This window comes from Streptomyces sp. NPDC019937 (assembly GCF_040631655.1).
In the GTDB taxonomy this organism is placed as follows: domain Bacteria; phylum Actinomycetota; class Actinomycetes; order Streptomycetales; family Streptomycetaceae; genus Streptomyces.
In genome coordinates, this window is the sequence record NZ_JBEYAL010000016.1 from 100,905 (window position 1) to 121,233 (window position 20,329).

Here is a 20,329-nt window from a genome sequence, read left to right on the forward strand (position 1 = left end):
ACCGGCCATGCCCCAGCACCGACTATTGAACTTACTTCACCTCTGTTACCGTGGCGGCCGCGGCCCGACAAGACCTGGGACGGTGACGATGAGGGCACTGCGGCTGACCGCGTGGGGCGAGCCCCCGGCATTGATCGACGTCGAGCAGCCCGTGCCCCACGGCGCGGAGGTCCTGCTGCGGGTCGAGGCCACCGGGCTGTGCCACTCCGATCTGCACGTCATCGACGCGGCCGCGGGGGCGCTCCCCTACCGGCCGCCGTTCACGCTCGGCCATGAGGTCGCCGGGCTGGTCGCGGCCCTGGGACCGGACGCCGAGGGCGTGCGGGTGGGCGAGCGGGTGGTGCTCTACGGGCCGTGGGGGTGCGGCACCTGTGGCCGGTGCGCCGCGGGCTGGGACAACTACTGCGACCGGCGTGACACCCTCCACTGGCACGGCGCCGGCCTGGGCCGGGACGGCGGAATGGCCGCGTACACGCTCGTCCCCTCCGCCCGCCATCTGGTGCCGGTCGGCGATCTGACGGCCGAACAGGCAGCCCCTCTCTCCGACGCCGGTCTGACCTCGTACCACGCCGTGGCCGGGCTCCGGCACACACTCGGGGAGGGCAGCACCACCGTCGTCATCGGCATCGGCGGGCTCGGCCACCTGGCGGTGCGCATCCTCCGCGCGACCACGGCGAGCCGGGTGCTGGCGGTCGATGTCAGGGAGGAAGCCCTGGCCCTCGCGGACCGCTCCGGCGCGGACTTCGGCACCCTGATGCGGGCGGACACCGCCCGGGTGCTGAGGGCGCGCGGCGGCGGCGCGGGAGCGGATGCGGTACTCGACTTCGTCGGCACCGCGGAAACGCTGGAACTGGCCACCGGCATCCTGCGGCCCGGCGGTGAACTCGCGCTCGTCGGCAGCGGAGGCGGCCGTCTGACGGTCTCCAAGCCGGGCGCTCAGCCACCCGGGTTCAGGCTCTCGCTGCCCTTCTGGGGCCCCCGCCCCCAGCTCGCCGAGGTGGTCGCGCTGGCGCGTTCGGGAGCGCTGCCGGTCGAGACGGAGCGGTTCCCGCTGTCCGCCGCGCCGGAGGCGATCGACCGGCTCCGCCGGGGCCGGGTGCGGGGCCGGGCCGTGCTGGTGCCCGACTGATCACGCGGCCAGGGCCGCCTGATCGCTGTTGTTCGGGGAATTCATGGACGCGGGACGGACACGGAAGGGGAGCCCGTATGCGCTTCGAGGGAAAGGTCGCGGTCGTCACCGGCGGGGCCCGGGGCATGGGCGCCGCGCATGTCCGCGGGCTGGCCGCGGAAGGGGCCCGGGTCGCCGTCTGTGACCTGTTGGACGAGGAGGGAGAGGCCCTGGCGGGCGAACTTCCCCACGCGCGGTACTGCCACCTCGACGTCACCGACGAGGCGGGGTGGCGATCCGTCGTCCGCACGGCCGAGGACACCCTCGGCCCCGTGGATGTCCTGGTCAACAACGCCGGGATCATTCACTTCGGCGGCGTGGAGGAGCAGACCCCCGAGCACTTCCGCCGGATCCTCGACGTCAATCTGGTGGGCGCCTTCCTCGGCATGCACACCGTCCTGCCCGGCATGCGCGCCCGTGGCCACGGGGCGGTCGTGAACATCTCCTCGGCCGCCGGCCTCATGGGCTTCGCCGACGGCATCGGCTATGTGGCGAGCAAGTGGGGGGTGCGGGGGATGACCAAGGCCGCCGCGCTGGACATGGCGGGCTCGGGGGTGCGCGTCAACTCCGTCCACCCGGGCGTCATCCGCACACCCATGGGCGGCAGCGCCTCACCCGATTTGTTCGCCCAGCAGCCCGTGCCCCGCATCGGCGAGCCCGACGAGGTCACCCGCATGGTGCTCTTCCTCGCCAGTGACGACGCCTCCTACACCACGGGCGGGGAGTTCCCCGTCGACGGCGGCCAGACCATCGGCCATGTCGGCCACGCCCACACGGCGGACGAAACCTGACCGGTGACCGCCGCCGTCCACGCTTCCAGGTCCTGTCCGGCGGATCTTCACGAGTCCGCGAAGATCCGCCGGACAGGGCCTAGACGTCCTTGCGGACGGTGAAGAGGGCGGCGAGCCCGACCAGGCAGACCGCCATCACGAAGAACGCCGGGGAGAGCAGGTTCCCCGTCCGCTGGACCAGGAACGCCGCGATGTAGGGAGCCGTACCGCCCGCGAGGACGGTGCCGATGTTGTACCCGATCGCCATACCGGTGTACCGGACCCGGCGTTCGAACAGACGCGGCCACAGGCTGGCAGCCGGGACCTGCACGAACGCGCTGCTCAGCATGAACAGCAGATAGGCCAGGCCCGCCATGGCCAGGCTGTGCCGCCCCATGAGCATCATCGCGGGATAGGCCGTCACCAGGAAGCCCAGAATCCCGGCCAGCAGGACGCGACGGCAGCCGAACCGGGCGGCGAGCCACCCGGCCGGCACCATGAGCAGCACGGTGATGAGCACGACCCCGGCGGTCAGCCAGAACACCCGCGTGGGGTCGTATCCCAGGTTCGAGGTCAGGTAGATGCCGATGTACGTCAGGCCGAGGAAGATGGCGCCGCCCTGGGCCATGGCCAGGCCGATGGACTGCAGCAGCGCGGTGCGGTGGGTGGACAGCACCTCCCGGACCGGCGCGGTGGGGATGTCGGCGCGCCGCGCCGCCTCCTCGAATTCCGGGGTGTCCTCGATCCGCAACCGGGCCCACAGGCAGATCAGGGTGAGGGGGACGGCCATCAGGAACGGCAGCCGCCACCCCCAGGTGGCCATCTGGTCGCTGGTGGTGAGTGCGGAGATCGCCCCGGCCGTGGCGGCCGCGAACATGAAGCCGAGGTTGGACCCGATGGGCGTGACGGCGCCGAGGAACGCCCTGCGCCGTGGTGGCGCCGACTCGTAGATGTAGGTGTAGGCGCCGACCGACTCGCCGCCCGAGGAGATGCCCTGCATCAGCCGGGTGATGAACAGCAGCACCGCGGCGAGCACACCGATCTGGTCGTAGGTCGGCAGCAATCCCGTGACGCTGCTGGCCACCCCCATGCACAGCACGGAGGACACCAGGGCCTTGCGGCGGCCCCACCGGTCGCCGAGGCGTCCGAAGAAGATGCCGCCGAGCGGCCGCACCACCAGGCCCGTGGCCAGCACCGCGAGCGCCGCCAGCACCGAGGCCGCCGGATCGTCGCCCGGGAAGAACTGCGGGGCGATCACCACGGCGAGATATCCGTAAACGCTGAAATCATAGTATTCGATGAGGGTGCCGATGCTTCCGGCGAGCATCGCACGGCGCACCGTGCGGGGAGCGTAGGACGACGACTCCGCCCCCGGCGGGGCGGGCTGCTCAGTGGTGCTCATGATCCGGCTCTCCTTCCGAACGGAAACGAATCCCGTTCCTTGCCGACGCCCGGGACGCTACAGAACTGAACTCAGTACAGCTAGCCTCGGGAGGGGATTTCTCGGATGGATCCGGGAGGCGACGGCGGGAGCGGCAAGCAGCGACCTGAATTGGATTCAGGATGCAGTTGTCAGGCGGTGAACCGGCCGCCGTTGGCGAGCAGCACCGCGCCGACCAGGTTCGCCGCGGCGTCGCCGGCCAGGAACAGGGCGATGTCGGCGATCTCCTCGGGGGTCGCGTACGGGCGCACCCGCGGATCGGCGAACCCCGTGCGCAGCACCTCCGGCGTGCGCGCGGCCATGCCCGTCTCGGTCGGCCCCGGCGCGACCACGTTCACCCGGATGCCGGAGGGGATGACCTCCTTGGCCACGGCCTGGCACAGGGCGTGCACCCCCGCCTTGGACGCGGCGTAGTGGGGGTAGCCGACCGGGGTGTCGAAGGCCGACGACGAGCCGATCACGACGATGGCGCCGGCCTTCGCCGGCCGCATGGCCCGCACCGAGGCGCGCAGCACATGGAAGGTGCCGTCGAGGTTGATCCGCATGACGCGCCGCCAGACCTCGTCGTCGAGCGCGTCGGTCACCTCGGGCACGCGCCCTTCCACGACGGCGTCCGCGATGCGCTGCTTGGCCCACGGATCGTCGACCCCCGCCGCGTGCACCACCAGATCGAGCCCACCGTGCCGCCGCAGCACCTCCTCGACGGCGCGGTCGACCGCCGCGGCGTCCGCCACATCGACCGCGACCGCCCGGCCGGCCGGCACGTCCTTCGCGACGGCCGCCGCGCTCGCGCCGTCGACATCGGCCAGGACCACGGCCCGGGCCCCTTCGGCGGCCAGCCGACGGGCGACCGCGACTCCCATGCCCGAGCCGGCGCCCGTCACCATGGCGATCTTGCCCTCGAACCGTCCCGTGTGCGGCCCTTGCTGGTTCACGGCAACCTCCCGCGACGCTTGTTGAATTGACTTCACCTCTCTTACCGCGCCGGTCGCGGCCCCGACAAGGTCCGGGCAAGGTTGCCGAACTCCCTTGTGATGTGAATTGGATTCGGTTTTACTGAACCCCCGACCGGAGGAGACGCGCGTGGACACGGAAGCCGTCGATCTGCTCATCATCGGGGCGGGCATGGCGGGCCTGACCGCCGGCGCCCGTGCCGTCCGCGGTGGACTGTCCGTGATGGTCGTGGACACGAGCGCGGATGTCGGCGGCTCCGCTCGTTTCGCCGGTTACGCGTGGACCGCCCCGAGTCACGAGATCATGGACCGGCACAATCCACGAGGAGACCGCGCGCTGAGGCGCGCCCTGGTGGACCGGTTCGCCGAGGGTGTTTCCTGGATCCGCTCCGTGGGGGTGGAGGTGGGGGACGCCCAGCGCGTCCTCAGCTTCGGCCGCGGACACCGGTTCGACACCAACCACTACCTCGACACCTGCCGCCGGCTCATCCTCGACGGCGGTGGCCGGATCCTGCTCGCCACCCACACCGAACGCCTGCTGACCGAGCACGACGCCATCGTGGGAGCCCGGCTGAGGTCACCCGACGGGACGGGCAGGGAGGTCGGCGCCCGCGCCACGCTCCTGGCGACCGGGGGGTTCCAGGGCGATCCCGCGCTCCGCACCGCCCATGTGCATCCCCACGCCGACCGCATGCAGCTCCGTTCCCACCCCGGCAACCAGGGCGGCGGCTACCGTCTGGCCACCGGCGTCGGCGCGGCCACCGGCCATGCGGACGCGGGCTTCTACGGCCACCTCGTGCCGAGCGGCACACCCTTCACCGATCCGGTGGACTTCGTCGACCTGTCGCTGTACTACAGCGAGCACGCGCTCCTGTTCAACCTGCGCAACGAGCGCTTCGTCGATGAGACGCTGGGCGACCACCTCACCGCCATGGCGCTGCTGGACCAGCCGGAGAGCCGCGGTCTGCTCGTCGCCGACGCCCGGGTCTTCCGCGACTGGATCGTCGGCTCCTACGTCGACGGCGCGGTCGCCGTGGACAAGTTCGCGCTGGCGAGCAAGCGCGGCGGCCGCGCGGGGCTGGCCGAAGACCTCGACGAACTGGCCTGCCTGCCCGAGGAGTGGGGATACCGGGGCGACTCCATCCGCGACGGCGTCCGGCGGTTCAACGAGCGCGCGGCAGCGGGGCTCGCCACGGCACCCGGCCGGGAGCTGGACCCGCTGCCGCTGGACGAACCGCCGTACTACGTCATCGAGACGGCGCCGGCCATCACCTTCCCCTTCCACGGCGTGCGCATCGACGAACGGGCCCGGGTCCTGGCGGAGAACGGGGAGCCGCTGCCAGGACTCCTCGCCGCCGGGTCCGACACCGGCGGCCTGTGGCACCGCGCCTACGCGGGCGGTATCGCCGGCGCCCTCGTCTTCGGGCTGACCGCGGCGGACACCGCCGCGGCGCTCACCCGCCGGCCCTGATGCCCGCTACCCGCTACCCGCTGCGGAAGCCCCTCAGCGGGCGCGGCCGGCCTCCGGAATCGCCTCACCGGACGGCACCGGACCGGGCGGGGTGCCGTCGCCGAAGGGGCGCCCGCCCAGCTCCTCCCGCCCGTGCGGGGTCGACCAGCCGGAGAGGTCGGGGCCCAGGGGGACGAGGCGCTTGGGGTTCACCTCGGTGTGCACCTGGTAGTAGTGCCGCTTGATGTGGTCGAAGTCCACCGTGTCGCCGAATCCGGGCGTCTGGAAGAGGTCGCGTACGTACCCCCACAGCACCCGGTCCTCGCTCAGCTTGTTGCGGTTGCACTTGAAGTGGCCGTGATAGACCGCGTCGAAGCGCACCAGCGTGGTGAACAGCCGGATGTCGGCCTCGGTGATGGTCTCGCCGACCAGATACCGCCGCGTGGCCAGACGCTCCGACAGCCAGTCCAGCCGGGCGAAGAGACGCCGGAAGGCGTCGTCGTACGTTTCCTGGTGGTTGGCGAAACCGGCCCGGTAGACGCCGTTGTTCACGTCGAGGAAGAACGCGTCCATCACCTCGTCGATCTCCTCGCGATGCTCCTCCGGGTACAGGTCCGGCGCCCCCGGCCGGTGCAGGGCGGTCCACTGGGTGGCGAGGTCGAGGGTGAGGGTGTGGAAATCGTTGGTGACCAGCTTCCCGCTGGGGATGTCGACGATCGCGGGCACGCTCACGCCACCCGGGTACTCCTTCTCACGGGCGTCGTACGCCTCGCTGAGGAACGCGATGCCCAGCACCGGGTCCCGCTCCCCCGGGTCCAGGGTGAAACGCCAGCTCCGCTCGTCCTGGATGGGGTCAGCGACCGCCAGTGAAAGGGCCGATTCCAGGCCGAGCAGCCGCCGCGAGACCAGCGCCCGGCTGGCCCAGGGGCAGGCCCGGCTGACGACCAGCCGGTAGCGCCCGGCCTCGACCGGCCAGCCGTCCCGGCTGTCGGCCGTGATCCGGTCGGAGAAGTGTGGCCCGGATCGGGTGAATTCCTTCTTTTCCCGGGGTGTCTCCTGGCCGGCGGTGCTCAATTCGGTACCTCCCGAAGCGTGCGGCGTTCCTGTGTCCGCCCGACATGTGTACGACTCGGCTCACTACCTACCCTGCTCCAAACCGGCGAGACACGCGACACAGCACGATCCAGGACACTTCGGCGGGAAGCCTGCGGCCAGTGTTCGGATGCCCAGGGGACGAGGCGCCGCGCGGCAGCCCGTCCGGGCCAGTCCAAGAAAATCCGCATTATGCCGCAAGTGGAGAACTCGTGGATGCCACTTCGCAACCTGAGCACAAAATCACCAAAGAGGCGGCGCTTGTGCAAGGATCCGACCCCCCGGGTCGATCCAGCCCGGGATGCGGAGGGGAAAACATAGTGAAATCAATGACCTTCAGATCCGCTGCCGGGGCGGCACTGACGGTGGCGTTGTCGGCCGTGGCACTGCCCGCTTCGGCCGCGAGTGCGGCGCAGACGGGTGTGGTGGACGGAGCGACCACCACGTCCTTCGGGCAGTTGGCCGACGCGGTGCTCACCGAGCGTACGGCGGCGCTGCTGGACGGGCAGCAGGCGCGGCGTACGACGGCACCGGCCACCAAGAAGGCGCGGCTGTCGGCCGGTCTGACGCGGACCGAGAACACGGCGCTGTCCACGCTGCGGACCCGCAAGGCGCGGCTGGCCGCCCTCGGCGAGGCGTACACGAAAGCCGACACCAAGGTCACCGTGGGCAAGACCCGCGTCGCGAGCGGGCGGGCGATCGTCCAGGCCACGGAGACCACCACGCTGACGTACAAGAAGATCCGCGGGGACGAGCCCGCGACGACCAGCTTCCAGGCGCACCACGAGCTGAGCTTCACCGCCGGGACCGGCGGGAAGTGGGAGCTGACGGGCATCAGGCCCACCGACGACGGGCCCCGGGCCATCAACGAGCCGGCCACGGTGGCGGTGAAGGCGGCGGCCCTGCCCAGCGCGACTCCCGCGTCCACGACGAAGCCGTCCCGGTCGACGACCAAGCCGGCGGGCGCGTACGACTACGCGGCGATGGCCGCGTACGCGGAGAAGTACTGGAGCAACTACAACCCGGCCTACCGGAAGTTCAACGAGGCCGGTGGGGACTGCACCAACTTCATCAGCCAGGCCCTCAAGGCCGGCGGGTGGAAGCACGCGCCGGGTGACGGGCAGGACTACCGCACCTGGTGGTACGACACCTCCACCCAGGCGACGTCCTGGGTGGGCGCCAACGAGTGGTCGTGGTTCACACTGGACGCCAAGCGCGCGACCAACCTGGGGAACGTGTACGACATGGGTGTCGGGGACGTCATGCAGATGGACTTCGACCGGGACGGGTCCAAGGACCACACCATGATGGTCACATACCGCTCCTCCAGCGGTGTGCCGTACATGACCTACCACTCGGTCAACACGTACCGGAAGTCGCTGGCGAGCATCATCGCCTCCAACCCGAACTCCCTGTACTACGCCTACCGCACCTGACCGGAAAAGCTCCGCAGGCCGTGGCCTCCGCCCTTCGGGCGGGGGCCACGGCCCGTTGTCACGCGCGGTGTCCGGTGGGGGCGCTCTCCGCCGCGGCCGGCGTCTCGCGGCTGAAGGCGTGCTCCGGTTCCGGATGGCCGGGGCCCGGGCCGCGGAGGTGATGGCCGGCGCCGGGGCGGAGGCCGTCGAGGTGGACGGCGATGTGGCGGCGGGCGGTGATGTCGAGCCACTCGGGCGGGGTGTTGGGCAGGGGTCTGCTGATCAGGGCCGCGGCCATCAGCAGGTCGATGGGGTTGACGTCCTCGCGCACCGCGCCGCACTCCCGGCCGAGGGCGAGCACCGCCTCCAGGGATCCGGTGATGCGGTGGCGCAGGGCAGTGGCTTCCTCGTCGTGGAAGGCCGGGCCGCCGAACAGCGGGAGGACGAGGCGGGAGCGCTGCTCGACCACGCCGGTCAGGAAGCGTTCGACGGCCCGCAGCGGGGCGTCCGGGCCGCCTTCTTCGGCCACCTCCTGGGCGGCCCGCGCTTCGGCCAGCACGGTTTCGTAGCCCTCGACGGCCACTTGCCGGCAGAGCGCGGCGCGGTCGGGGAAACGGCGGTAGAGCGTCGCGATGCTGACGCCGGCACGGCGGGCGATGTCGTCCAGGGGCGCGGCGGTGCCGTGCTCGCTGAACATCGCACGGGCCGCGTCCAGGATGCGCTGCTGGTTACGGCGGGCGTCGGCGCGCATCGCGGGCTTCGACCGTATGGATTCCTGACCGTCCCTCACGCTTCCGCGCCTTCCCTCCGTGTGCGTACCGCATGCCGTGGACCATGCCGCACGGCTGAGCCTAGCCGGGCGGCGGGCGGGAACCGACGGTTGCGTACGGGCCTCAGGGACGGAAGGACGCTCGGGGACGCCGCTGCAGCTACGCGCCGCCGGTCCAGCCGGTGGCGGCCACCAGCTCGCGCGCGATGTCCACCACCAGCCGCCCGTCGGTGGCCACGCGCAGGGTGTCCGCGGGGGCCTGCTCGTCCAGGAGGCGGGCCTTGCGGGCGCTGCCCCGCAGTTCGCGCTCCAGTTCCGAGCCGAGCTCCCGGCCCGTCAGCCGCTCCTCCACCGTGGCGTCCGAGGCCGTGAGGAGGACGCGGACGATCCGGGCGCCGGGCCCGGTGGCACGCTCGATCATGTCCGTGGTCGCGGGCAGCACGCTCACGGTGTTCGTGTACACCAGGCGCCGGTGGCCGAGTTCGGCGTAATGGGCCCAGACGGCCGTCAGGTTGCGTTCGGCGATCTTCGTGCGGTGCGGATCGCCCTCGGGGGCCGGATGCACCTGGGCCATGAAGTCTCCCTCCAGGATCGCATGGGGCACGGACGCGGCGCGCAGCTGCGCCGATACCTCCCAGCCGACCGTCGTCTTGCCGACGCCCGCGCGTCCCGCGATGACGAGTACCTCGGTGTGTTCCATGGAGGGAGGGTGTCAGCCGTGGGCCGCCGGGCGCGATGCGTTGTCACGACAGAAAGTCCGACAGTCCCTCCACCAGCCGGTCCACGTCCTCGGTGCTGGTGTAAGGGGCCAGGCCGACGCGGAGTCCGCCGGTGTCGCCGAGGCCCAGTCTGCGGGAGGTCTCGATGGCGTAGAAGGAACCGGACGGTGCGTCCACGCCGCGGCGGGCCAGGTAGCGGTAGGCGTCGGTGGTGTCGCGGCCGTCGATGGTCAGCAGCAGGGTGGGGGTGCGGTCCGCGGCGCGGGAGTGGACCGTGATCGGGTCGAGCGCGGCCAGTCCCTTGTCGATGCGCAGCCGCAGCGCGTCCTCGTGTTCTCCGAGGGCCGCGTACGCCGATGCCAGGCGTTCGCGGCGGCTGCCGCGCGCCCGCGGGTCCAGTCCGGCGAGGAAGTCGACGGCCGCGCGGGTCCCGGCGAGGAATTCGTACGGCAGGGTGCCCAGCTCGAACCGCTCGGGGATGGCGTTGGTGGAGGGGAGCAGCTTGTCGGGGTGGAGGGTTTCCAGGAGTTCGGGGCGGCTCGCCAGGACGCCGAGGTGGGGGCCGAGGAACTTGTACGGGGAGCAGGTGTAGAAGTCCGCTCCGAGCTGGTCGAGGTCGGCGAGGGAGTGGGCGGTGTAGTGCACTCCGTCGACGTACAGCAGCGCCCCGGCGCGGTGGGCGCGGCGGGCGATCTCCGGTATGGCCGGGCGGGTACCGATGAGGTTGGAGGCGGCGGTGACGGCGACCAGCCGGGTGCGCTCGCTCAGGACGGCGCTGATGTCGTCCGGGGTCAGCTCGCCCGTGGCCGGGTCGAAGTCGGCCCAGCGCACGGTGGCCCCGGCCCGGTCGGCGGCCTGGATCCAGGGGCGGATGTTGGAGTCGTGGTCCAGGCGGGTGACCACGATCTCGTCGCCCGGCGACCACGTCGTGGCGAGCGTACGGGAGAAGTCGTAGGCCAGTTGGGTGGCGCTGCGGCCGAAGACGACCGCGGTGGGGTCCGCGCCGAGCAGGTCGGCCATCGCCTGCCGGGCCTCCGCGACGATCGCCTCGGCGTTGCGCTCCCCCGCCGTGGCCCGCCCCCGGTTGGCCAGCGGATGGGCCAGTGCGTCGGTGATGGCCTCGATGACGGGGACGGGGGTCTGCGTACCGCCGGGGCCGTCGAAGTGGGCCGAACCGGCCTTCAGGGCGGGAAACTGCGCGCGGATGGCGGTGATGTCGTACGTCACGGCAACTCCTTGCTGCGGTGCGGAGGGCGGTCGGCGGATGAGGCACCGTGGTGATCGATTATGGAGTTCGCCGGGGCTGTGGGGAACAGCGCCACAGCCCCCGCCGGTTCGCGGGAGGGGCTTCGAGGAGCCCGTGGCGGCCGCGGTCGGCTTCGCCGGGCGGAGTCGTGATCAGGCGCGTGCCCGGCCATCCTGCTTGAATCATCCCATCAGGCATATAACGGGAAGAATGGCCGCCCCGTCCCGCCGCGCGGAACCGGAGCGCGGGGACCGGGTGCGGAACCGGGCGCGGAGGGTGGTGGCACCGGCGTGAGCAGCGAGTCCCCTCCTCCGCCGGAGCGGGCGCGGAGGCGGGAGGGCGGACGGCGTCCGGAGATCCGGCGCGGCGGGCGGGCGCGGTACGCGGCGCTCGGCAGCCGTCCGCGCCGGGCGCTGCGAGCCGTGGCGCGGATGTCGGCGGGGCCCCGGGGGGCCGGTGCGGACGGGGCGAGCGATCGGGTGCATCCGGGGCTGCGGCTGGCCGCCGCGTACGCGTGGCGGCTGCTGGCCGTCGGGGTGGCGGTCTATCTGGCGTTCACCGTGCTGGGCCGCTTTCAGCTGGTGGCGGTCGCGGTGTTCCTGGCGCTGGTGGGCACGGCGCTGCTGCGGCCGCTGGCCGATGTGCTGGCGCGCGGGCTGCCCCGGCCGCTCGCGGTGGCGCTGGCGGTGTTCGGCAGTCTGCTGGTGGTGCTGGGGCTGCTGGCGCTGGTGGGCACCGCGGCGGCGGGTGAGGCGGGCCGGCTCGTGGGCGAGTTCCGGGGCGGGATCGGCCGGATCACGCAGTGGCTGGAAGGGCCGCCGTTCCATGTCCGGCACCGCACGCTGACCGGGCTGCACAACAGGATCGGCACCTTCGTGTCGACCCATCGCGCCACGCTCATCAGCAGCGCGCTCAGCAGCGCGGGCCGGATCGTGGAGGCGCTGACCGCGGCGGTGCTGGGGCTGTTCTGCTCGCTGTTCTTCGTGCATTCCGGTGACGGGATGTGGCGGTGGTTCCGCGAGCAGCTCCCGGAGGGGGCCCGCTCCCCGTGGGACCGGGCGGGCCGGGCGGCCTGGAGCACCTTCGCGGGGTACACCCGGGGGATCATCGTGGTGGCGGCGGCCAACGCGGCGCTGGTCGGCCTGGCCCTGCTGCTGCTGCGGGTGCCGCTGGCGCTGCCGCTGACCCTGCTGGTCTTCTTCGCCACCTTCATCCCGCTGATCGGCTCGCCGATCGCGCTGGCCGTGGCCACGGTGGTGGCCCTGGCCGGGCGGGGGCCGGTCATCGCGGCGGTGGTGCTCGCGCTCATCGTCGTGGTCGGGCAGTTCGAGGGACATGTGCTGCATCCGCTGGTGATGAGCTGGGCGGTGCGGCTGCACCCGGTGGTGGTGGCGATCTCGGTGATCGGCGGAAGCATCATGGCGGGGGTGGTCGGCGCGATCGTGGCCGTGCCCATGGTGTCCGTGGCCTGGTCGGTGACCCGTGCGCTGCGGGCCCCATCCCGATAAATTGCATCTGAGATTCGTATTATCTAATCTGGTGTCATGCGGCTGACGAAATCGACCGACCTGGCCCTCCGCGCCATCATGCGACTGGCGGTCACCGGGGCCGAGCCGTGCACCGCGCGGCAGATCGCCGGGGAGATGCGGGTGCCGTACAGCCACTTGGCGAAGGTGGCCGCCCGGCTGCAGCACCTCGGCCTCATCGAGACGCGACGGGGCCGCGGCGGCGGGCTGGTGCTCACCGGGACCGGCCGCACCGCGTCGGTCGGCCAACTGGTCCGGGAGCTCGAAGGACCCGCCGAGGTGGTCGACTGCGAGGGCGACACCCCGTGCCCGCTCCGGCAGGGCTGCCGGCTGCGGATGGCGCTGCGGCAGGCGCAGGAGGCGTTCTTCTCCTCGCTCGACCCGCTGACGGTCACCGATCTGGTCGACTCCCCCACCGGGCCCGTCCTGCTCGGACTGGTCGGGCGGGGCCCCGGGACGGACCGGTGAACCCGCCGGGGACGCCGAGCCGGCCCTCCCCCGCCAGACCCTCCCCCGCCCGTGTGCCGACGCTCGCCGCGCCGGGTTTCTTCGCGCCGTTGAATACGAATCTCACGTACCACTTAGGAGCCGGTGATGCTCTCCCAGAAGTCCGCTGACACCGTCCGCGCCACGCTGCCCGCCGTCGGCGCGGCCATCGAGTCCATCACCGACCTGTTCTACCGGAAGCTCTTCGAGGCCCACCCGGAGCTGCTGCGGCACATGTTCAACCGGGGGAACCAGGCCGCCGGAATCCAGCGGCAGGCCCTCGCCGGCGCCGTCGCCGCGTTCGCCACCGCGCTGGTGGAGCACCCCGACGTCCGCCCCGACGCGATGCTGACCCGGATCGCGCACAAGCACGCCTCGCTCGGGGTGAGCCCCGCTCAGTACCCGCTGGTGCACCGCCACCTGTCGGCCGCGATCGCGGAAGTGCTCGGCGACGCGGTCACCGAGGACGTGGCGGCCGCCTGGGACGAGGTCTACTGGCTGATGGCCAATGCCCTCATCGAGATCGAGCGGCGGCTGTACGCCGAGCAGGGCGTGCTGGCGGGCGGGACCTGGCGGCCGTGGGAGGTGACCGAGCGGGTCCAGGAGACCGCGGACGTCGTCACCTTCCGGCTGCGGCCCGCGGACGGCCGCCCGGCACCGGCCTTCAAAGCCGGCCAGTACGTCTCGGTCCAGGTCGAACTGGCCGACGGGGCGCGCCAGATCCGTCAGTACAGCCTGACCAACCCGCCCGGTGCGTCGGTGCGCTCCATCACCGTCAAGCATGTGCGCGGCGGCACGGGGCCGGACGGAGAGGTCTCGGGTCATCTGCACGAGCACCTCCGGGCGGGCGATGTGATCAGCGTGTCCGCCCCGTACGGCGACCTCGTGCTCGACGCCACGGACGCACCCCTGCTGCTGGCGTCGGCCGGTATCGGCTGCACACCGATCGTCGCCATGCTGGAGGACCTGGTCGACCGGGGGCATCAGGCCCCGGTCATCGCGGTCCACGCCGACCGCTCCCCCGCCGACCACGCGCTGCGCGCCGACCAGGAGCGGCTGGTCACCAAGCTCGCCCAGGGCTCCGCGCACATCTGGTACGAGCGGCCGGGGGACGGCTGGCCGGCCGAGGCCACCGGCCGGGTGGACCTGTCGGGCGTCGAGATCCCCGACGGCGTCCATGCCTATCTCTGCGGGCCGCTGGGGTTCATGCGGTCGGTGCGGGCCCAGCTGCTGGAGCGCGGTGTGCGGCCGTCGGCCATCCACTACGAGGTCTTCGGCCCCGACCTGTGGCTCGCCCAGGACTGACCCCGGCTCACCCGACCGCCGCTTTCCGGCCGTCCGCGGCGGCCGCCGGGCCCCGGATCGCGGCGTGAAGGACACGAATGGCCCAGGGTGCGGTCGCCCCGGTCCGGGTACTCGTGGGACGGTACGCAGCACGGATTCCGCCCATCCCGGATGAATGCCGGACATGGCCGCCGGTATCCCCGCACCCGACCGAGGAACCATGGATCGCGAAAAGATCACTCTCAGCGGTACCCAGGAGACGATGCTCGCCACGCTGTACGGCCGGGCGGTGGACAGCCGCTCACCGCACTCCGTCCTGGGCGACCACACGGCCCAGGAGGCGGTGGACCGCGTCGCCTACGACTTCGCCAAGACGGGCATGACGGAGACCACCGCGGTCGGCATCGCACTGCGGGCCAAACAGCTCGACGACTGGACCGCCGCGTTCCTGGCCGAGCACCAGAAGGCGACCGTGCTGCACCTGGCGTGCGGGCTGGACACCCGGGTCCACCGGCTCGACCCGCCGTCGTCGGTGCGCTGGCTGGACGTCGACTACCCCGACGTCATCGAGCTGCGCGAGCAGCTGCTCCCGCGGCCTTCGGGCGCCTACGAGATGATCGCCTCCTCGGTGACCGAGGAGGCGTGGCTGCGCGAGGTGCCCGACGACCGGCCGACCGTGGCCGTCTTCGAGGGCCTGACGATGTATCTGCACAAGGAGGAGGGCAAGCGCCTCATCCAGCGGATCACCGACCGGTTCCCCGGCGGTCAGCTGCTCTTCGACGTCTACGGATCGCTGGGCATCCGGCTCCAGAAGATGGTTCCGGCGGTGCGCAACGCGGGCGCGACGCTGCACTGGGGACTGGATGATCCGCGTGAGGTCGAGGGCTGGCACGACGGGCTGACGCTGATGGACTCGGTGCGCAGCGTCGACATGCCGGGGATGGAGGCGATGCCCACCGCGGGCAGGATGAGCATGAAGGTGATGGCGCGTCTGCCCGGTTTCAAGGACGTGGGCCGCATTCTGCGCTACCGCTTCTAGTGCCGCGTCAGTCAAGGTTTGCCCGGTAGCGAGGCGTCCTGGTGCGGTCAGACGCAAGGCGCCGGATCGGGCTCGCGGGGGCACCTCCCGGACGGAGTCTGGGGGCGGGCCTACTCGGTCGATTCGGCAACGCCGCAGATGGCCGTGCCAGCGCGGCGAGCGGGGTGAACCTTGGCTGACGCGGCACTAGCTCATGGAGAGCGCCACCGGGCGAAGGGGACGCCGGGCGATCCACAGACTGATCCCCGCCAGGGGGATCGTGGTCAGCGCGGTCACGGCGACCGTGCCGAGACCGTCGTCCCCGCTGTCGAGCAGCTGGCCGGTGAGCAGGAAGAGCACCATGTTGTTTCCCGCGTGGGCCAGGCTCGCGGTCCATATCGTGCCGCTGCGTATGAAGAGCCAGGCGAGAATGACTTCCTGACACTGGAAGCTGAGGGTCCACACCAGCAGCCCCAGCAAGAGATGCGGGAATTCGACATAGCCGATGAAGGCCAGCGGAAAGTGCCAGGACGCCCAGATGAGCCCGGTGACGATCATCGATGGCGCCGTTCTTCCGCCGAAGAGCCGCGGCCGGAGATAGCTGGTCCAGCCGAACTCCTCACCCCAGTACAGCGGGGTGAGGAGCGGCATCGCGAGCGTCAGGCCGAGTACCGCCGCCCAGCCCGGGACACCGTCCGCGATCTCGTCCAGCGGGCTGAGGTCCGGGCGCCACACGCCCAGCGCGGCCGCGAGCGCCACGGTCACGGCGGCGATCACCAACGGGCCGAACCAGGCCAGGAGGTAGTAGCGCCAGGACGTCTTCAGCCGGAGCCGGAGCCCCGCGTCGGCGAATCCCTCCCGGGTGACCCAGCGCCGTACGACGAACGCCGCGATGCCGGGGACGCAGAAGGCCGGAAGCTGCAGCAGCGGATTCAGTGCGGACAGTCCCATGACTCCGTACGCCACGAACAGCCACAGCCAGGTTCCGGCGAAGGACAGGGCGAGGTACGCCACGATCCCTCTGGTTTTCGATGACATCAACGCGCATGCCTTTCGTGAGTCATGACGGGTGGGTGCGGAAAGCCGCGGGAGAACGCTGGATCAGGCTGCCGTCCGGCGGCGTGCGGACGCATCGCTGCCGAGAGCGAATTCCCCGTCCCCCGGCATCGCGAGGGCGGCTGGCTCTTTCGGGGGAGGCGGTGCGCTCCGGGCCGCCGGTAGCGTTCGGGCCATGCGCACACTGATGCGCCCGCTTTTCGATGGCGCCACGTATCGGAGTTGGGCTTACGCGTTTCTCGGAGCGGCACTGAGCGTGCCGCCGCTGGTGGTGGCGGTGGTGTCGGCGCCGCCCGGGTGGCCGCTGCCCGGCCGTATCGCGGGCTTCACGCTCGCGCTCGTCGCGGTGATCGCCGTCATGGGCGGTCCGCGCGCGGCGCGCCGCGGATGCGTCACGCTGGCCAATCGGTGGCTCGGCACCGAACTGCCCGCCCCGGCCGCCGCGTCGCCCCGGTCCCGGTGGGCCAACCGGGCGCGGACGGCGGCCTGGCTGGTGCCGCACGCGGCGGTGGGCGTGGCGGCGACGACGGTGACCGGGGCGCTTGGCTTCGCCGCCGTCATCTTCCCGGCCGTATGGCTGGACGGCGGGGGCCGGGTCGACGTCCTCGGGGGCCACGTCACCGTGCGGGCGGGCGTGGCGGGAGCGTGGTGCCCCGTCGTCACCGCCCTGTGTCTGCTGCTGGCCGCGTACGTGACCGCGGCCGCCGCCGCGGGGCTCCGGCTGCTGGCTCCGGTCCTCCTCGACCACCGGCCCGCCGAGCGGGCGGCCGCCGCCGAGGAGCGGGCGCGCCTGCTGGCCGGGCGCAACCGGCTGGCGCGGGAGCTGCACGACTCCATCGGGCATACGCTGACCGCCTCCACCATCCAGGCGGCGGTGGCGAGCGAACTGCTGGAGCGTGACCCGGCGGCGGCCCGGCGCGCCCTGAACACCATCGAGGAGACGGCCCGCGCGGCGATGGACGACCTCGACCATGTCCTCGGCGTCCTGCGGGAACAGCACGCGCCCACCGCTCCCGCGCGCACCCTCGCCGACCTCGGCACGCTCGCGGAGTCGGTGCGCCGGGCGGGCGCAGTACTGGAGATGACGACCGAGGGCGCCCTGGACCGCGTCCCGGCGACCGTGTCGCGCGAGGCGTACCGCATCGTCCAGGAGGGGCTGACCAACGCACTGCGGCACGGCGCCGGGGCGGGGATCACGCTGCGGGTAGCCGCCCGCGAGGGCCTGCTGGAGGTGGAACTCGTCAACCCGGTGGGCGGCGGGGCGCGCTTCCGCCGGGGCGGGCGGCCGCGTCAGGGGCTGGCCGGGATCGCCGACCGGGTACGGCTGCTGAACGGCGAGGTGTCCGCCGGGCCGGTGGACGGCCCCGGGGGCGGGGGCGCCCGGTGGCGGCTGGTGGCGCGACTGCCGCTGGGGGCCGGGCGATGACCACCGCGGACGCCGGTGGGGCGCCGGACGGGGCCACGACTGCCGGCCGTACGGTGCGCGTGCTCATCGTGGACGACGAGGAACTCACCCGCACCGGACTGCGGACCCTGCTGTCCGCGAAGCTCGATCTCACCGTGGTCGGCGAGGCCGCCGACGGGTCCGAGGTGCTGCCGCTGGTGGACGCGTCGCGGCCCGATGTGGTGCTGATGGACGTGCGGATGCCCACCGTGAACGGCATCGAGGCCACGCGGCGGCTGCGGGCCGCGTCGGCGGAGCCGCCGAAGGTCATCGTGATCACCACCTTCGAGAACGACGAGTACGTCTACGACGCCCTGGAGGCCGGGGCCAGCGGGTTCATCCGCAAGCGGGCCCCGGTTCAGCAGATCGCCCATGCCATCCGGCTGGTGGCCAGCGGGGATTCGGTCCTCTTCCCCGAAGCCGTCGCCCGTCTGGCCACCGGACGCCCGGTGCGGCGGGAGGCCGCGGAGCGGGTGGCGGCGCTCACCCGGCGGGAGGCGGAGATCCTTCAGCTGATGGCGGAGGGGCTGACGAACCAGCAGATCGCGGGGGCGCTGACGGTGAGTCTGGAGACCGTCAAGACGCATGTGGGCCATGTGCTGACCAAGCTGGGCGCCGGGAACCGGACCCAGGCGGTGATCCTGGCCTTCGAGGCGGGGCTCGCGCCACGAAGGTGAGAAAGCGGTTTCAATCATCAAGTCGCTTGTGCGACAGGCACCTTGACACCACTGGTGACAGCGCTTTCTATTGCGTGATGACCTCTGGACGACGCTCCGTCAGACCCGGCCGACGGCCACTCGGCCTGCTCACGGCCGCCGCCCTCGGCGCCGCCGCCACGCTCACGGTGCTCCCCGCCCCCGCGTCCGCCTCCGCCCCCGTCGCCTCCGGGCGGGCCTCGGGCACCACCTACTACGTCGACTCCCGCTCCGGGAACGACGGCGCGTCCGGCACCAGCGTCCGGGCGGCGTGGCGCAGCCTGGAGCGCATCGGCCGGACGACGTTCCGGCCCGGTGACCGCGTCCTGCTGAAGGGTGGCGGGTCCTGGAAGGGCCGGCTGTGGCCGAAGGGCTCGGGCGAGAAGAACCGCCCCATCACGATCGGGCGTTACGGTCCCGGGCCCAAGCCCCGCATCCGCGGGGAGGGCACGGTCGATGACGCGGTGCGGCTGTTCAACCAGGAGTACTGGGAGATCCGTGACCTCGATGTCAGCAACGCGCTGCCCGCCACGGAGACACCCGGGGAGAATCTGCGCGATCTGCGCGGCATCCATGTGTCGGGGGACGACTCACGGCAGCTGGACCACTTCGTGATCGACGGGGTCGATGTCCACGACGTCACCGGCGAGGTGAACTGGATCAGCGGCGACACCGCGGGCAACGCCCCGGGGGTGCGCTTCAAGACCGGATGGGACCGGTCGAAGAAGACCGGCGGCATCGTCTTCGACACCACGGTCCCCGACATCACCGCGCCGCCCGCCGCCCCGACCGTGCTGCACGACGTGCGGGTGCAGAACTCCACGGTGCGCGACACCTCGTTCGCGGGCATCGTCGTGAAGCAGTACACCGGCGATCTGAAGGACGCGGACGGCGACCCGGTCGCCCGGCCGACGGGCTGGGGCACCCGGACCTCGGCGTCCGACACCACGTTCACCCCGCACACGGACATCACCATCCGGAACAACCACATCTCCCAGGGCGGCACCGCCTACGGCTGCAACGCGATGTATCTGACCAACGTGCGCGGCGCGGTGGTCGACCGCAACGTGGTCGACCAGGCGGGGACGTCGGGCATCGAGGCGTACTACGCGGACGACGTGGTGATCCAGCGCAACGAGGTGTACCGGACGGAGCGGAAGGCCGGGGGCGCGGACTCCAACGGCATCGACGCGGACAAGGGCACCACGCGGGTGGTCATCCAGTACAACTTCGTCCACGACAACGGCGACGGGATCCTGCTCTGCCAGTTCGCCTTCGGCGACGTCGTGGTGCGGTACAACGTCCTGAACGGGAACTCGCGCTATCCGCTGTATCTGCACTCGGACAAGGCGGCGTCGGCCGAGGTCTACAACAACACCGTGCACAACCCGGCGAGCACGTACCTCGTCTACGGCTACGGCTCCTCGCTGAACGCCCGCTACGACCTGCACGACAACGCGTTCTCCTCGGCGGTCGCCGACGCGACCCTGACGGCCAGCCCGACCATCACCTACGACCGCAACTTCTACGGCGGCGCCCCGCTGCCGGTGCCCGCCACCGACGCACACGCCCGCACCGGCGACCCGCTGTTCGTCGATCCGGACGTGTCCGGCCCGTACGGCACCCCCACCAGCGGCCCGCGGCTGCGCACCGGCCTGGCCTTCGCTCCCCGGCCAAGCTCCCCTCTGATCGACGCAGGCGCCCCCACGCCCGGCAACGGCGGCCGCGACTACCGGGGCACTCCGCTCTACCACGGCGCCCCCGACATCGGTGCGATCGAGGGCCCGCGTTAATCGC

The 20,329-nt window shown here is 71.9% G+C and carries 18 protein-coding genes; 11 read left to right on the forward strand and 7 right to left on the reverse strand.

The window, feature by feature from the left end; translation table 11 throughout:
- The first annotated feature begins 88 nt into the window (after positions 1–88).
- Both ABZ562_RS18245 and ABZ562_RS18250 read left to right on the forward strand, forming a co-directional pair.
- On the forward strand, positions 89–1,129 hold the full coding sequence (locus ABZ562_RS18245; protein WP_361480390.1) for an NAD(P)-dependent alcohol dehydrogenase: 1,041 nt from the start codon (positions 89–91) through the stop codon (positions 1,127–1,129).
- Positions 1,130–1,206: 77 nt separating this feature from the next.
- Entirely contained in the window at positions 1,207–1,959 is a 753-nt protein-coding gene (locus ABZ562_RS18250) for an SDR family oxidoreductase (RefSeq protein ID WP_361480149.1), read from the forward strand.
- A 79-nt stretch (positions 1,960–2,038) separates the two neighbouring features.
- On the opposite strand, the gene ABZ562_RS18255 is transcribed toward ABZ562_RS18250, so the two are convergent.
- A complete protein-coding gene (locus tag ABZ562_RS18255; RefSeq protein ID WP_361480152.1) occupies positions 2,039–3,340 on the reverse strand; it encodes an MFS transporter in 1,302 nt (433 codons plus the stop codon).
- Positions 3,341–3,510: 170 nt separating this feature from the next.
- Complete coding sequence (locus ABZ562_RS18260; protein WP_361480155.1) at positions 3,511–4,314, reverse strand: SDR family oxidoreductase; 804 nt, start codon at positions 4,312–4,314, stop codon at positions 3,511–3,513.
- A 148-nt stretch (positions 4,315–4,462) separates the two neighbouring features.
- Here ABZ562_RS18260 and ABZ562_RS18265 point away from each other — a divergent pair, with 148 nt between their 5' ends.
- Positions 4,463–5,803, forward strand: a complete 1,341-nt coding sequence (locus tag ABZ562_RS18265) for an FAD-binding protein (protein ID WP_361480157.1) — start codon at positions 4,463–4,465, stop codon at positions 5,801–5,803.
- A 33-nt stretch (positions 5,804–5,836) separates the two neighbouring features.
- Here the strand turns inward: ABZ562_RS18265 and ABZ562_RS18270 are convergent, their stop codons facing one another.
- A complete protein-coding gene (locus ABZ562_RS18270) occupies positions 5,837–6,856 on the reverse strand; it encodes a glutathione S-transferase C-terminal domain-containing protein (RefSeq protein ID WP_361480160.1) in 1,020 nt (339 codons plus the stop codon).
- Between the two features lie 347 nt (positions 6,857–7,203).
- Between ABZ562_RS18270 and ABZ562_RS18275 the strand changes: the two genes are divergently transcribed.
- Positions 7,204–8,310 (forward strand): amidase domain-containing protein, encoded by a 1,107-nt coding sequence (locus ABZ562_RS18275; RefSeq protein WP_361480163.1) that lies wholly within the window; start codon positions 7,204–7,206, stop codon positions 8,308–8,310.
- Positions 8,311–8,368: 58 nt separating this feature from the next.
- Here the strand turns inward: ABZ562_RS18275 and ABZ562_RS18280 are convergent, their stop codons facing one another.
- The 3 genes from ABZ562_RS18280 to ABZ562_RS18290 form a co-directional block, all read right to left on the reverse strand.
- The gene (locus ABZ562_RS18280) at positions 8,369–9,079 is read right to left on the reverse strand and encodes a helix-turn-helix domain-containing protein (RefSeq protein ID WP_361480166.1); all 711 of its coding nucleotides are present in this window, start codon (positions 9,077–9,079) and stop codon (positions 8,369–8,371) included.
- Positions 9,080–9,218: 139 nt separating this feature from the next.
- Positions 9,219–9,758 (reverse strand): hypothetical protein, encoded by a 540-nt coding sequence (locus tag ABZ562_RS18285; protein WP_361480169.1) that lies wholly within the window; start codon positions 9,756–9,758, stop codon positions 9,219–9,221.
- 43 nt (positions 9,759–9,801) lie between these two features.
- A complete protein-coding gene (locus ABZ562_RS18290; RefSeq protein WP_361480172.1) occupies positions 9,802–11,004 on the reverse strand; it encodes a cysteine desulfurase-like protein in 1,203 nt (400 codons plus the stop codon).
- A gap of 450 nt (positions 11,005–11,454) precedes the next feature.
- Between ABZ562_RS18290 and ABZ562_RS18295 the strand changes: the two genes are divergently transcribed.
- From ABZ562_RS18295 to ABZ562_RS18310, 4 genes are all read left to right on the forward strand, one after another.
- Entirely contained in the window at positions 11,455–12,531 is a 1,077-nt protein-coding gene (locus tag ABZ562_RS18295; protein WP_361480393.1) for an AI-2E family transporter, read from the forward strand.
- 36 nt (positions 12,532–12,567) lie between these two features.
- Entirely contained in the window at positions 12,568–13,017 is a 450-nt protein-coding gene (locus ABZ562_RS18300; RefSeq protein ID WP_361480175.1) for an Rrf2 family transcriptional regulator, read from the forward strand.
- 126 nt (positions 13,018–13,143) lie between these two features.
- Positions 13,144–14,340, forward strand: a complete 1,197-nt coding sequence (locus ABZ562_RS18305; protein WP_361480178.1) for a globin domain-containing protein — start codon at positions 13,144–13,146, stop codon at positions 14,338–14,340.
- A 199-nt stretch (positions 14,341–14,539) separates the two neighbouring features.
- Positions 14,540–15,358 (forward strand): class I SAM-dependent methyltransferase, encoded by an 819-nt coding sequence (locus tag ABZ562_RS18310; protein ID WP_361480181.1) that lies wholly within the window; start codon positions 14,540–14,542, stop codon positions 15,356–15,358.
- A 186-nt stretch (positions 15,359–15,544) separates the two neighbouring features.
- On the opposite strand, the gene ABZ562_RS18315 is transcribed toward ABZ562_RS18310, so the two are convergent.
- The gene (locus ABZ562_RS18315; protein ID WP_361480184.1) at positions 15,545–16,351 is read right to left on the reverse strand and encodes a CPBP family intramembrane glutamic endopeptidase; all 807 of its coding nucleotides are present in this window, start codon (positions 16,349–16,351) and stop codon (positions 15,545–15,547) included.
- A 217-nt stretch (positions 16,352–16,568) separates the two neighbouring features.
- Between ABZ562_RS18315 and ABZ562_RS18320 the strand changes: the two genes are divergently transcribed.
- From ABZ562_RS18320 to ABZ562_RS18330, 3 genes are all read left to right on the forward strand, one after another.
- Positions 16,569–17,819 (forward strand): histidine kinase, encoded by a 1,251-nt coding sequence (locus tag ABZ562_RS18320; protein ID WP_361480187.1) that lies wholly within the window; start codon positions 16,569–16,571, stop codon positions 17,817–17,819.
- The gene (locus ABZ562_RS18325; RefSeq protein ID WP_361480190.1) at positions 17,816–18,514 is read left to right on the forward strand and encodes a response regulator transcription factor; all 699 of its coding nucleotides are present in this window, start codon (positions 17,816–17,818) and stop codon (positions 18,512–18,514) included. The genes ABZ562_RS18320 and ABZ562_RS18325 overlap by 4 nt, the downstream gene beginning before the upstream one ends.
- 77 nt (positions 18,515–18,591) lie before the next feature.
- Positions 18,592–20,325 carry a right-handed parallel beta-helix repeat-containing protein gene (locus ABZ562_RS18330; protein ID WP_361480193.1) on the forward strand — a complete coding sequence of 578 codons (1,734 nt, stop codon included), beginning with the start codon at positions 18,592–18,594 and terminating at the stop codon, positions 20,323–20,325.
- Positions 20,326–20,329: the final 4 nt, after the last annotated feature.

Coding starts and splice junctions, on each gene's coding strand:
- ABZ562_RS18275 (WP_361480163.1), top strand. CDS start 7,204: ATGACCTTCAGATCCGCTGCCGGGGCGGCACTGACGGTGGCGTTGTCG.
- ABZ562_RS18285 (WP_361480169.1), bottom strand. CDS start 9,758: ATGGAACACACCGAGGTACTCGTCATCGCGGGACGCGCGGGCGTCGGC.
- ABZ562_RS18320 (WP_361480187.1), top strand. CDS start 16,569: ATGCGCACACTGATGCGCCCGCTTTTCGATGGCGCCACGTATCGGAGT.
- ABZ562_RS18310 (WP_361480181.1), top strand. CDS start 14,540: ATGGATCGCGAAAAGATCACTCTCAGCGGTACCCAGGAGACGATGCTC.
- ABZ562_RS18300 (WP_361480175.1), top strand. CDS start 12,568: ATGCGGCTGACGAAATCGACCGACCTGGCCCTCCGCGCCATCATGCGA.
- ABZ562_RS18255 (WP_361480152.1), bottom strand. CDS start 3,340: ATGAGCACCACTGAGCAGCCCGCCCCGCCGGGGGCGGAGTCGTCGTCC.
- ABZ562_RS18295 (WP_361480393.1), top strand. CDS start 11,455: ATGTCGGCGGGGCCCCGGGGGGCCGGTGCGGACGGGGCGAGCGATCGG.
- ABZ562_RS18245 (WP_361480390.1), top strand. CDS start 89: ATGAGGGCACTGCGGCTGACCGCGTGGGGCGAGCCCCCGGCATTGATC.
- ABZ562_RS18330 (WP_361480193.1), top strand. CDS start 18,592: ATGACCTCTGGACGACGCTCCGTCAGACCCGGCCGACGGCCACTCGGC.
- ABZ562_RS18325 (WP_361480190.1), top strand. CDS start 17,816: ATGACCACCGCGGACGCCGGTGGGGCGCCGGACGGGGCCACGACTGCC.
- ABZ562_RS18250 (WP_361480149.1), top strand. CDS start 1,207: ATGCGCTTCGAGGGAAAGGTCGCGGTCGTCACCGGCGGGGCCCGGGGC.
- ABZ562_RS18305 (WP_361480178.1), top strand. CDS start 13,144: ATGCTCTCCCAGAAGTCCGCTGACACCGTCCGCGCCACGCTGCCCGCC.